General features: G+C 68.0%; 9 protein-coding genes. All 9 read right to left on the bottom strand.

The window, feature by feature from the left end:
* Window positions 1–4: 4 nt before the first annotated feature.
* The 9 genes from DXK32_RS02045 to DXK32_RS02000 all read right to left on the bottom strand — a co-directional run bounded on the left by DXK32_RS02045 (window position 5) and on the right by DXK32_RS02000 (window position 12,117).
* The gene (locus DXK32_RS02045) at window positions 5–1,438 is read right to left on the bottom strand and encodes a lipopolysaccharide biosynthesis protein (RefSeq protein WP_114856994.1); all 1,434 of its coding nucleotides are present in this window, start codon (window positions 1,436–1,438) and stop codon (window positions 5–7) included.
* Window positions 1,435–2,865 (bottom strand): O-antigen ligase family protein, encoded by a 1,431-nt coding sequence (locus DXK32_RS02040; protein WP_114856993.1) that lies wholly within the window; start codon window positions 2,863–2,865, stop codon window positions 1,435–1,437. Before DXK32_RS02040 ends, DXK32_RS02045 begins: the two co-directional genes overlap by 4 nt.
* 228 nt (window positions 2,866–3,093) lie before the next feature.
* Window positions 3,094–5,346, bottom strand: a complete 2,253-nt coding sequence (locus tag DXK32_RS02030) for a GumC family protein (protein ID WP_114856992.1) — start codon at window positions 5,344–5,346, stop codon at window positions 3,094–3,096.
* Between the two features lie 43 nt (window positions 5,347–5,389).
* Window positions 5,390–6,784 carry a nucleotide sugar dehydrogenase gene (locus tag DXK32_RS02025; protein ID WP_114856991.1) on the bottom strand — a complete coding sequence of 465 codons (1,395 nt, stop codon included), beginning with the start codon at window positions 6,782–6,784 and terminating at the stop codon, window positions 5,390–5,392.
* Window positions 6,785–7,188: 404 nt separating this feature from the next.
* Complete coding sequence (locus DXK32_RS02020; RefSeq protein ID WP_114856990.1) at window positions 7,189–8,367, bottom strand: GNAT family N-acetyltransferase; 1,179 nt, start codon at window positions 8,365–8,367, stop codon at window positions 7,189–7,191.
* Window positions 8,368–8,438: 71 nt separating this feature from the next.
* Window positions 8,439–9,650, bottom strand: coding sequence for a right-handed parallel beta-helix repeat-containing protein (locus tag DXK32_RS02015; RefSeq protein ID WP_114856989.1), 1,212 nt, complete (start codon window positions 9,648–9,650; stop codon window positions 8,439–8,441).
* Between the two features lie 19 nt (window positions 9,651–9,669).
* Window positions 9,670–9,873 (bottom strand): hypothetical protein, encoded by a 204-nt coding sequence (locus DXK32_RS02010; RefSeq protein ID WP_114857102.1) that lies wholly within the window; start codon window positions 9,871–9,873, stop codon window positions 9,670–9,672.
* Window positions 9,874–10,152: 279 nt separating this feature from the next.
* Window positions 10,153–11,193 (bottom strand): polysaccharide deacetylase family protein, encoded by a 1,041-nt coding sequence (locus DXK32_RS02005; RefSeq protein ID WP_114856988.1) that lies wholly within the window; start codon window positions 11,191–11,193, stop codon window positions 10,153–10,155.
* A 42-nt stretch (window positions 11,194–11,235) separates the two neighbouring features.
* Window positions 11,236–12,117, bottom strand: a complete 882-nt coding sequence (locus DXK32_RS02000) for a glycosyltransferase (RefSeq protein ID WP_114856987.1) — start codon at window positions 12,115–12,117, stop codon at window positions 11,236–11,238.
* Window positions 12,118–13,016 lie beyond the last annotated feature (899 nt).

Here is a 13,016-nt window from a genome sequence, read left to right as displayed (position 1 = left end):
GGGTTCATGCCGGGGATCGGGTGCGTTTCAGCCGGGCCAGCGCGACCCGCACCTGACCCATCAGGTTGGCGGGGTTGAGCACGGCCAGGGCCAGCAGATAGAGGCTGCCCGCCGGGGCGAGCTGGACGAGCAGCAGGTCGCTTTCCATCGCCGCGACCTTCAGCCCGGCGGCGAAGAGCAGGGCGGCGGTGGTCACCTTCAGAAGATCCTTCACCGGCACCGCCAGCACACCGGCGCGCGGCATCAGGAGGACCGCGGCCACCACCCAGCCGAGCTGGGCCGCCAGCGAGCCGTAGGCCGCCCCGATCACCCCGAAGCGCGGGATCAGGAACAGGTTGGCGCCGACGTTCAGCACCGCCGTCAGCATGGTCAGCTTCAGGATGTAGCCGGTCTTCTTGGTCAGGTGCAGCGACAGGTCGAAGTGATAGATGCGCAGGATGCTGATGAAGACCGACAGGGCGACGAGCGGCATGATCGCCGCGCCGGTCTCACGGTAGGCCTCGCCGAGCAGCAGCCCGACGATGCCCTGGGCGGAGATCACCTCCATGAGCACCAGGGGCAGGCAGACCAGCAGCAGGATCGTCAGGTTCTGCGCCATGATCGGTCGCGCGGCGCGCGGACCGGCATCGTCATAGGCGCGCGACGCCATCGGCAGCGTGACCAGCGAGGCCGCCGACGCCACCAGCATGATCGGCTGCTTGGCGAGGTCGAAGGCCATGGCGTAGGCGCCCGCCGCCGCCTCGCCGATGAACCAGTAGATCAGAAAGCGGTCGGCGAAATCGAGCGCCCAGCCGACCATCAGGCTCAGCATCAGCGGGCCGCCGAAGGTCAGCAGCAGGCCGACCCGCTCCCGCGCCGGCCAGCGCAGCGAGATGCCCTTGAGGTCGGAGCGCAGCCAGATCGCGGTGACCAGCAGGAAGCCGATGCTGGTGCCGAGCAGCAGCCCCTCCTCCTTCCAGCCGATCAGCACGAAGGCGGAGCCGAGCGCCAGCCCGAACAGCGCCTTGGCGAAGGACTTGGCCGCGAAGACCGAGCCCCGCAGCCGCGCCCGCGACATCTGGATCGACAGGTCGAACCAGGAGATCAGGATCGCGATGACCGGCAGATAGAGCACATAGTCGATGCCGTTCATGCCCGGATAGAAGGCCACCACCGCGCCCAGGATGGCGAGCACCCCGCAGGCCACCACCAGGAAGGCGGTGACCACGGTGGAGAGCCAGGCGTCCCGCTCCGCCGCGTCGCCGCCGCACTTGCGCAGGACGAACAGACCCATCCAGGAGAAGCCGCAGGCGTTGATCGCCGCCGCCGCCGCCATCACCAGCGCGTAATGGCCGTAGGCCTCCGGCGTGACGATGCGCGAGAAGACCGCGACCGCCGCGAAGCCCAGGATGCCGACGGCGATCCGGGTCGCGAAGAAGGCGAAGCCGCTCGACATCATGACCGCGGCTCCGCAACCGGGATGCCGTTGCTCAGCTTGGGCCGCCGTCCCGCCGCCGGACGCGGCGTCAGGGCGTGGGCGTGGACCGTCTTGGCAAGCCGCGTCTGGAAGGCGGTGAAGAGGAACCACAGCAGACCGTTCTGGATCAGCAGGCTGCTTTCCGCGACGTTGCCCAGCAGGAGCATCATGGCGAAGACGATGTGCCAGCGCGCCGCCCCGCTGCGGTCGACCGGGACGATCCGGGCGATGCGCGACAGGTAGATCGCATAGGCCACCAGGAAGAGGCCGAGGCCGAGCAGGCCGACGTCCAGCGTCGTCTGGATGAAGCCGTTGTGGGCATGGATGTCGAAGCGGCCCGAGGTGCGCCAGAACAGCGCGCCCGGCGCGTCAAGCCCCGACCAGAAGGCGCTGAAGCCGTAGCCCAGCACCGGCTGCTGCCCGATCATCCGCAAGGCGAAGTCCCAGATCAGCGTGCGCCCGGTCAGCGTGATGTCGCGGCCGAGCAGCCCGGTGATGCTTTCCAGGTTCAGCAGCGCGAAGATGGCGGCCAGCATGATGACCATGGTGCCGCCGTACAGCTCCAACGCCAGCGACCCGGCGTCCTGCCGGTGGGTGACCAGCATCACCAGGGTCATGCCGGCCATGGCGACGATCAGCGCCGTGGCGGAGCCCGACATGGCGAGGCAGCCGGCCATGATGGCGAAGGTGCCCAGCCGCCAGACCAGCGCCATGGTGTCGGTCACCGGGCGGGAGCGCAGGACGAACAGCCCGGCGGTCAGGCCGAAGGCCATGGCGTCGCCCAGCCCGTTCTTGTGCGAGAAGACGCCGCGCCACTGCGACCCCTGCTCCGCCGGCATCAGGCCGTAGCTCGGCAGGCCGATCGCCAGGAGCGCGCTCAGCACCGCCAGCACGAAGACCGCGCGGTGGATCAGCCGGGCCAGCGCGACCTCGCCGTAGGACAGGCCGACATAGAGGCCGAAGATGGTCGTGCCGACCAGGGCCACGCTGCGGCGGATGGTCAGCGACGGGTCATGCGACCACTGGCTGGACGCGATCGCCAGCACCACCATGAGCGCCATGGGAATGCTGAGATAGCGGAAGGCCCGGACGCCGTGGAGCATGACGATCCGCAGCAGGGCCGTGGCGTAGAGAGCGGCGAAGATGAGCTGTTTGATGGTGTCGCCGGAGGATTCCGGCGCGCCGCCCGCGCGCAGGATGAAGCGCTGCGAGGGCGCGGACATCATCACCGACAGCAGCGCGTCCCACAGCAGGATCAGACCGATCGCGCACACCACCTGATCGAACAGGCTGGGCGTGAGATCGGCCGCGCTGCGCAGGAGCGGCGTCCGTGGCCGGGCGGGCGGCGCGTCCGCAGCGGGCGCCGCCGCCAGTGCGGCTCGGTTTCGCGGAAATGGCGTTGCACTCATCCTGTTCCCCCGATGAACCCTTTAACCCCTCTCCCCTCCGGGGAGAGGGAGGGGACCCACCGCATCAGCGGTGGGGAGGGTGAGGGGGTTGCGCTTTTGCCGGACGGTCCGACACGCACACCCCCCTCACCCTAACCCTCTCCCCGCTTTCGGCGGACCAAAGGTCCGCCTGTCGCGTCAGCGCAAACTTCGTTTGCGCGTGAGCGGAGGGGAGAGGGGATTTGCCCATCAGCGCGTGTAGTAGCGGCGCGCCTCGTTCATGCCGTAGGCCTCTTCCGACGCGTCGGTGCGGGCCAGCTTCTTCAGGTCCACACGGCTCAGCACGACGCTGGTCACGTCGCGGCCCAGCTCGGTCAGCCGCTCGATGGCCCGCTGGACGACGGCGCGCGGCGTCTGCTCCCAGCGCACCACGAACAGGCATTCCGTCGCCGACCGGGTCAGCACGCCCGCGTCCGCCACGACCGCCATCGGCGGGGTGTCGAGGATGACGCAGTCGTATTCGAGCGAGGCGAACTTAATGATGCTCGCCAGCTTCTCCGACCCCAGAAGTTCCTGCGGGTGGTCGCAATGCGGGCGGCCGACGACGTAGTGCAGTCCGCTGCGGCCGTCCACCTGGACCACGTCCTGCCATTCCGCCTTGCCGACGATCAGGTCGCTCAGGTCGCCCGGCGCGTTGTCGCCCAGCACGTTCCCGATGCGCGGGCAGCGCAGGTCGCATTCCAGAAGCAGGACCCGCCGGCCGGACGCCGCCAGCATGCGCGCCAGGGTCAGGCAGACGGTGGTCTTGCCCTCGCCGGGCACCGCGGAGGTGACCATCACCACGGAGCCGGTGTTCAGGGCGCCGCGGGCGTAGAGCGACACGCCGATGGCGCGCACCGCCTCGCTGTACTCCGACCGCGGACGGTCGAGGACGTAGTCTTCCGGCTTGGCGTTCTTGTGATGCGGCAGGGACGGCACCAGCCCGATGGCCGGCACGCCGATCGTCTCCTCCACATGCTGGGTGTTGCGGAAGGTCTTGTTCAGGTGGTCGCGCAGGAAGGCCAGGAACATGCCGATCAGCAGGCCCACGGCCAGACCGCCGCCGACGAACAGCTTCTTGCCCGGAGTCGACGGCTCCAGCGGCGGCTCCGCCTTGGACACGACGCGGGCGTCGCGCTGCTGAAGGTCGTCCTGCTCGCGCGTTTCGACGAGACGCTGGAGCAGACCTTCATAGACGCGGCGGTTGGCGTCGGCCTCGCGCTGCAGTTGGGCCAGGCGGACGTTGGCGCCCAGCTCGCCGGCGGTCTCGGCGGTCAGCTTCTTCAACGCGGCCTCAAGCTCGCGCTCGCGGGCGCGGGCGATCTCGACCTCGTTGTTGATCACCGCCATGATCTTGGTGGCTTCCTCGCGCATCTTCTGGCGCAGGTTCGTCAACTGGTTGACGTAGGCCTGAACCGCCGGATGCTGGTCGCCGTAGCGGGTGCGGTACTCGGCCAGCCGCCGCGCGATGCCCGATTCCTCCTCGCCCAGCCGCTGGATCAGCGGCGAGCCGAGCACCTCGGCCGCGTTGCCCTCGGTCGGGCTGCGCGCGACGATCCGGGCGTTCTGCGCCCGCGCCTCCGCCCGGCCGCGCTCCGTCTGGGCGACGACCAGGGCGCGGTTCAGCTCGGCCAGCTGCTGCGACAGGAAGGTCTCGCCGCCGGTGCCGCCGAGCACGAGGCCCTGCTGCGCGCGGTAGTCCTGCACCGCCTTGTCCGACACTTCGACCTGGGCGCGCAGCTCACTGATGCGGTCCTCCAGCCACTTGTTGGCCTGCTGGTTGACCTCCTGCTTGGTCTGGAGCTGGTCGAGCAGATACTCGTCCACGAAGGCGTTGGCGATGCGCGCCGCCTTGTCCGCCTCCTTCGCCTTGAAGGAGACGAGGATGGTGTAGGACTGCGCGTCGCTGGTCGCCGACAGGCCGCGGCGAACGTCGGCGATGACCGCGGCGCGCTCCTTCTCCGGCGTCGTCGGCTCCTTCACGCCGATCCCGGCGGAGTTCAGATAGCCGGTGATCTGCTGTTGCAGCGGCGACAGGTCGTAGCCGATGGTGTCGTTGATCCCGGCGACGGCCCGGTCGATGGCCGAGGGCCGCTCGATGGCGCCGTTGAACTCCGGGTCATGGACCAGCCCCAGCCGGTCCACCACCTTGGCGGCGGTGGCGCTGGAGGTGATCATGTCGATTTCGGTCCGGATCGCCGCCGCCTCGCGCGGGAGGTTGGAGATCACGGCGTTGATGTCCGTGACCTCCGTCGTGCGCGGGTCGATGATGAGCACGGCCTGGCTGGTGAACCGCGGCTCATAGAGCAGGGCCCCGGTGGTGGCCAGCGCGGTGCAGCACAGGACGCTGGCGATGATCGTGCCCCGGCGCCGGCGCAGCACCTGGAGGAGGTCGCGGAGCGCGACCTCCCGGGTGCTGGCTTCGGACCCCAGGGCTCCGTCTACATGAGTGTACGCGGCCATCCCATTCTCCTGAGGATCGGTCGGTGAGGGTCCAGGCCGGCGGTCAGCCCTTCACGATCTTCTCGTCGACGATGCCCGCCTTGCCGAAGGCGTTGCGGGTGTCGACGATCAGCGGCAGCCCGTCCAGGAAGGCCTTCAGATCGAAGGAGTCGTGGTCGGTGCACAGGATCGCGGCGTCGAAGGCGCCTTCCCGGATCTCTTCCAGCGCGACCGACGGCGTGCCGGCCATGCGGGCGAGACGGCGCGTCTCCGGCAGCTCCGGCACATGCGGGTCGTAATAGAAGACCTCGCAGCCGCGGTCCTGCAGAAGGTCGATGATCTTCAGCGCCGGGCTTTCGCGCATGTCCTCGATGTTCTTCTTGTAGGCGACGCCCAGGACGAGGATGCGCGACCCGCGCAGCGCGCGGCCGAGCTTGGAGTCCATGGCCTGGGACAGCCGCTCCACCACGTAATGCGGCATGCGGGTGTTGATCTCGCCGGCCAGCTCGATGAAGCGGGTGGCGACGTCGAACTCGCGGGCCTTCCAGGTCAGGTAGAAGGGGTCGATCGGGATGCAGTGACCGCCCAGGCCGGGGCCGGGGTAGAAGGGCATGTAGCCGAAGGGCTTCGTCTTGGCGCCCTCGATCACCTCCCAGACGTCGATGCCCATCGCGTCGTAGACGACCTTCAGCTCGTTGACGAGCGCGATGTTGACGCAGCGGAAGATGTTCTCGGTCAGCTTCACCGCCTCGGCCGCTTCCAGCGACGAGACCGGGATCACGCGCTCCAGCGCGTGGCCGTACATCGAGCAGGCGATGCGCAGGGCGTTGGGGTCCTCGCCGCCGACGATCTTCGGGATGCGGGCGGTGGTGAAGGTCTCGTTGCCCGGGTCCTCGCGCTCCGGCGAGAAGGCCAGCAGGAAGTCCGTGCCGCTGACGAGGCCGGTCTTCTCCAGGATCGGGCGCACGACCTCGCGCGTCGTGCCGGGGTAGGTGGTCGATTCCAGCACGATCAGCTGGCCGGGGCGCAGCACCTGGGCGATCTGCCGGGTGGTGACCTCGATGCAGCTCATGTCCGGCTCGCGGTTGCGAGTGAGCGGCGTCGGCACGCAGATGACGATGGCGTCCATGTCGGCCAGCGACTGGAAGTTCGCCGTGGCCGTGAAGCGGCCCTCCTCGATCATCCCGCGGACCTCGTCGGTCGACACGGTGCCGATGTAGGAGGTGCCGCCGTTCAGGCTGGCGACCTTTTCCGGATCGATGTCGAAGCCCGTCACCGAGAAGCCGGCCCGCGCGAACAGCCGCGCCAGAGGCAGGCCGACGTAACCCAGGCCGATGACCCCGACGCTGGCGGTGCCCGCCGCGATCTTCGACTCCAGCGTCGCCAGAGCTTCCGGAATGCCGGACGTGCCGACCGAACCCCCGCTTACCAACAGGTCGGCAAACTCATTGCTCGACATAAGACGTCTCCTTTTCCGACTCTCTTGTTCGTAGAGGTTTCACCGTTATTCGCGCTGTATTTCTCAGATCAATTTTACCGACACAAAACCGAAGCCAAGGTCCGGTTCTGACATCGGGCCTTGGCTTTTGCTGTTCATAAGACTGATCGATCGGCGTTTCCTCTCACCGAATACATTAGGCTGCTTTGTCTAAGCACCCAGCAATCGTGATAGAAAAAGGGGGAGCCGTAAACGTCGTAAAAGGCCGAACCACCGTCAGTTGATCGGGTGACCTTTCTTGTGAGACTTTCGGGATGACCATCCCGAAAGGTTCTTTATTAATCCCTTTTGAGTAACCACGGGCAGAATAGACGAAAGGAGCCGGACCGGCGCGTCAGCGGCCGGACGGCTCCTTCGCACCGCGGTCATCCCTGGACGGCGACTCCCTCCGGTTGCAGCCCGGCGGTCTCGGGCAACGTGTTGTGCATCAGGAAGCTGGCGTCGCCGTCGCCCATGGTCAGCAGCCAGTTGCTCCGGTCGGCGAAGGCCTCCCGGTCGATGCCAGCCTCCGGCGCGGCGTGCGCCATCACCCGCACCGGGAAGCCGACGCGATCGGGCACCTTCATCATCCCCATGGCGAGGAAGGTCCGCTCCGCCCGCGTGTTCAGCGTCCGGCAGATCAGCGCGGTCGCCCGTTCCGTCGCGGCGATGCGCAGCGTGTGGCTCAGCAGGACCCACAGCCATTTCGGATCGCACAGGTAATCGACGATGGCGAGGCAGGGCTCCTTGCGCCAGGTCTCCCGCCGCAGGACGACGTAGCCGAGCGGCTCGTCCCCGCGCGTCAGGATGAAGCGGCGGTAGGCCGAGGCGCAGGGGATCGCGTCGTAGCGCCAGCGCAGATGCGTCAGGTCGCGCAACGCGATCAGCGGGTAATGCGGGGAGGCGCGCCGCCAGATGGCGTCGGCCCGCGCATCGAACCGCCCGATCTCCTCGAACCGCGCGCCGGTCGCCCGGCTCAGCAGATGCCCGCCGATCCGCGCCCCGTGCAGGGCCGGCCCGGCGATCGTCCCGATGGTCCGCATGCGGCCCTGCAGCGAGGACGCCTCCAGGCAGCGCCGCGTGTCCAACGGGAAGACGTAGGCGGGCAGGGCGCCGATGTCGATCCAGCCGGCCTTGCTGTAGGCCTTGTAGGCGGAATCGGAGATGTGGATGGCCATGGACAGCGGACGGCTGTCGAGCTGGGCCTCCGCCAGGGGCGTGAAGGCGCCGCGCATCCGCCATTCCGGCAGGACCATCAGGCTGTTGGCCCAGGAGGCCGGAATTTCCCGGTCCCGCGCCTTCAGGCGGAAGGGAATCCCGCACTGCTGGCCGACGATCTGCCCCTGCCGCTTGCACACCCAGACCTGCGGCCCGTCCGCGTCCCGGTCGGGCACCTCGTCGAAGAGCCAGCGGTTGTAGGCTTCGTCCACCTGCCAGACCCGTTCTCCGAACATCTTGCGCTGGAAGCCGCGCAACTCTCCCTTGTCGGAAGTGTCGAAGCGGAAAACGGTTTTCTTCAGCCGGTCGGTGATCGACTGACCGACGGTGCTGCTGCTGGTGCTCACATGCCCCCCCTTGTTCGAACGCGCCGTCCCTTGCCCGGCCCGCGGCTCGCCCGCGGACGTCGGGGCCAAGGTCAGCGCACGGATTCCGGCCGCATTCCGGACGCTTCCTGCACGGTTCCTCCTGGCTGTTGAATCGCGGTCGTCCCGCTCCGGGATTCGGCTCTGTTTTCGGCCTTGGCGTCGTTGCTGACCCGGTTGCCGGCGACGGTCTTGTCGATGCTGTCGGCGATGATGATGGCGGCCCGCTTGCCGTTGCGGTGGAAGACGTTGTCGCGCAACTCCAGCGTGATCGAGCCGTTGCCCTTCTGGTGCTGCAGGATGCCGCCGTTGTTGTCGTAGAACTCGTTGTCGTAGACCCGGTAGGTCACGTCGATCCCGCGGTTCTGGCCGAGCGAGAGGCCCGCGTCGGCGTTGCGGAAGATGACGTTGCGGTAGATCTCGGTGCTGGACTTCGCCAGGATGCCGGCGCCGCGCGGGTTGTCGTGGATCAGGTTGTCGTGGATCTTCAGCGCGCTGCCGGCCTGCCCCTGGTCGTGGTAGAGGCCGTGGGAGCGCCCCTCGCCGCCGTTGACGCCGTTGTTGAAGACCCGGTTGTGGGCGATCTCGCCGGTCCGGATGCGCCCGTTCCAGCCGGAATAGACGCCGCCATCCTTGCGCCAGCCGTTGTCGGCGATGGTGTTGCGCGTGATGATCTGGTCGGTGTTGTCCGCCGCGTAATGCACGATCCCGTAGGCGCCGTTGCCGGTGATGGCCGACCCGTCGATCCGCAGCCCATCCGACGTGCCTTGTACGACGATTCCGGAGCCGCCGTTGCCCGTGACCGTCACGTTCGTCACCGACACGTTGCGCGCCCGCGGGCCGAGCAGCAGGCCGGTGTCGGCCGCGCCGGTGATGGTCAGCCCGTCGAAGGCGACGTTGGACCGCCCGTTCAGACTGACCGCGACGGAGGCGCCCCGCGCGTCGATCACCGGGGCGTCGCCCTTGCCATAGGCGCCGTAGGTGATCGGCCGGTCGGTGGTGCCGGAGGAGGAGGCCAGCAGGCTGCCGCGCCAGCTCTCCCCGCGCTCGAACAGCACGCGGCTTCCCGGCGGGAAGGCCGTGGCGTTCACCTTCTCCAGCGACTTCCACGCCTCCTTCGGGCCGCGGCCCGACCGGCGGTCGTCGCCGTCCTTGGCGTCGACGTAGAAGACCGGCGCGTTCTCGGCATTCCGGCGCTCGCTGACGAGCAGCGAGGGCTGGGCGGGACGCTCGATGGCGGGGGGAGGCGGAGGCAGGTAATCCATGGTTCCGGCTCGCTCGGGCTTACACGGCGATGCGGAACAGCGCGTAGGCCAAACCCCAGGCCGCCAGCGCGCAGCCGGTGCACAGCAGGGCCCAGCCGGCCCGATGGAGATCGAGCATCGGAGGAGCGACGTCGTCCGTCGCCTTCGGGGCGGCGTCCGCCGGCAGGACGTCCGCAACCCCACCCAGCAGGTTCGGGCTGGCCGGCGTGGCGTGCTCGATCATGGCGATCTCCTCGCGGGGGGCCGAATAAGCGGAGGACCCGGCGACCAAAACCGCAGCGTGTCCCTATTGCGGTATTTTGTGTTACGTCGCGGACAAATAAAGTGAAATGAAAAGGGGTCACGCTTAAGCGATCATGGTACGATAAGGGGGCATTCCAAAGGGAGTGATAGGTCTTCTCTTTGGAATTGCCGAGTGGTAATCGCCCGTAATGCATATGAAAACGGCAAGAACTCCCTCCCCCCGCGCTGGGGGAAGGGAGCCATTCATAGACCGGACCGCTTAACCGGCGAGCGCGCGCTTGATGTTGCCGGCGCCGCCGCGCAGCAGGCGCTTGACCAGCTGCTGCTTCGCGGCGGCCGGACCATTCTCGAAGCAGATGCGCTGGATGCGCCGCTGCGGACCGCCGCGGCGCGGCCAGGAGGTGCCGAAGGTGAGGTCGACGCCGCCACCGTACAGGTCCGTGAACAGCGAGTCGTGCAGCCCCTCGTCCGAATAGGGGAAGGCGAAGGAGCCGCAGCCGGGGCCGAACAGCTCCCGGATGCCGGCGACGCTGCCCGTTACCTCCTCCCTCCGCTGCTCCGGCGTCAGCAGGCGGTGGTTGGGATGGTCGAAGCCGTGGGCGCCGATCGACACGCCCTCCGCCATCAGGTTGGTGATCTCGTCGCGGGTCAGGTAAGGCCGCTGCGTCGCCAGGAAGCCGGCCGTGTCGAACTCCAGCACGGTGGCGATCTCGTCCAGCACGGCGCGCTGGTGCCAGCTCACTTTCATGACGCCCGTGGCGGGGTTGGCGGCGACGGCGCCCGCCCGCGCCAGGGTGGCGGCGCAGACGGCGCGGCGGGGATCGGCCTCGGCCAGCCGGCTCAGCCGCTCCGCCAGAAGGCTCGCCTTGTGCCGGTAGAACAGCGTCCCGTTGTCGAGAAAATTCAGGTTGAGATACAGCGCCGGCCGGATGCCCTTGCGGCGCAGGATGGGCATGGCGACCTCCGCCACCTCGCGCATGCCGTCGTCGAAGGTGACCAGCAGCGAGGGGCGGCGGATCTCCGGCCCGCCCATCGCCGATCCGGTGACCGTGGGCAGGTCCGTCGGCTCGAAGTGCTTCAGGAGGAAATCGAGATCCTCCGTGAACTCCTTCGGCGTGCGGGGGCGGTAGATGTGCTTCAGATGGTCCGGCACCGTGTCGCAGACGGCGTGGTAGACGACGGCCAGCACCGGGCTGCCGTAGGCGTGATGGCAGGCGGTCCCCAGCGGGTTGCGCAGCGCGTCCATCCACCGGAGCCGCCGGCCCAGCCCGCCACCGGAAATCACGTCGGCAACGCTCATTCATGTCCTCCCGCAGAGGGTCAAAAGGCGAGGGTCAGATGGTCAGAGGGCGTCCGCGCCGTCGGGGGCGAGGCGCTTGGGCTGGATCATGGCGCTGTGGATCCGGGCCATGGCCTGCGCCTCGGTCGGCGTGCGGACCAGGCGGTACAGCATCCTCTTCAGACCCGGCGGCGTCAGCCGGAAGCCGATCTGAAGCGAGGCCGTCGCCAGGAATTCCGAGTTGGTCAGGAAGCCCGACCGCCAGCACCACACCCGGAAGGCCCATTCGTTGACGGCGTAGCGCAGCCCGCCGCGGCGCACGCGCTGGGCCATGCTGGTGCGGAAGAGGAGAAGCGCCTCCTGCACCGTCTCCATGCGCGCCCCGGCCTGGAGGAGGCGGACATAGAGGTCGTAGTCCTCCAGATTGCCGAAGCAGGAGCGGTAGCCGCCGATGGCCGTCAGCGCCCGCCGCCGCACCATCATGGTGGGGTGCGAGAGGACGCAGTGCCACTTCATGCCCTGGCTGATCTCTTCGTGCGTCTCCGGGCTGCGCTTCACGCAGGTGATGGCGCCGGGGTCCTGTTCGAACTCCGCGTGCCAGGAGAAGGACGCGTCCAGCGACCCCTGCTCGGCGAAGGCGCGCGCCTGCGTCTCGAAGCGGTGGGGCAGGCAGATGTCGTCGCTGTCCATGCGGGCCACCAGATAGCCCGTGCAATATTGCAGCCCGTCGTTCAGCGCGCGGGCCAAGCCCCCCTGGTTGCGCCGCCGCACCACCACGAGCCGGCAGGCGTTGGACGCCTGATAGCGGGCGATGACCTTTTCCTGTTCCTCCCCGATCCGTCCGTCCACCACCAGCACGCACTCGCGCGGAAGAAGCGTCTGCGTATAGACGCTCTCCAGCGCGGCCTGAAGGTTGTCCGCCTTCTCGCCGGCGTAGGTGGCCATAAGCACGCTGATCGATTGAGTGTCCCGACCGTCCCTCGGTCCGCTCACGTGATTCATACCTGGTCTCCACCCCTCTTGTCGTGGCGACGCGGACGGCGTCCGGTGGTCCGGTCATCGCGCGCCGCCCCGCGAAGAGCGACGCCCGATGACCATGACCACGGACACCGCGGCCCTGGGAATGGAGGCGTGTGCGTGCCGCCCACAGCCCGGCATCCGCGGCACGCGCGCGGATGCGGTTTCGGCGTTCCTTCCCGGTGGCCGTCGGTCCGGCGCCTTCACGGCGTCGGCCGTCCCGTCCTTGTCGTCGTTTCCAGTGCCGTTGTTGCCCTGTTTCGTCCCTTTCCCTGTCGGTTCTGTGGGGGCCTCCCTCCGGTCCGCATCCCGGATTAGGACACCCCTGGCCGTCGTCTCGGCCGGTGCCGATGCACGCATAGGCACGGAATAGGTCTGTGGACGCTATCAAAGGGCGGATGGCGGGTAAACCTACATAAAGTGCAAGATAAATATCCCCTTCGCAGCGTCCCAAAGGGAAAGCCGTCTGCCACTTTGGTTGATTGGGGAGAAAGTGGGGGATGCCGCGCGTCTATTGAAGAAATAACGGCTGAGTGCCATGAAACGCCGGAAAGCGCGGATGAATTCCCGCATTCATCATTGTGCACCTCGGCCGCCTGTTGTGCAATGCACAAGAAATTCGGGCAGCCTCGGGGCGTTCAAAGGGTCTTCGCGGCCGGTCTTCGGGGTGCTGTGTCGGGTCCGTCGGGCGAAAACGCCAACGCCCGGCCACAAGGGGCCGGGCGCGGACGTTGCCGTAGGGGCGGAACCGCCGATCGTCAGATGATCGGGTTGGCCTTGGCGGCCGACGAGATGGTGTTGTTGGTCACCGTCTGCTTGATGCTGTC

This window comes from Azospirillum brasilense, from assembly GCF_003349955.1.
Lineage (GTDB): Bacteria > Pseudomonadota > Alphaproteobacteria > Azospirillales > Azospirillaceae > Azospirillum > Azospirillum brasilense_B.
This window is presented reverse-complemented; position numbering and strand designations above follow the sequence as displayed.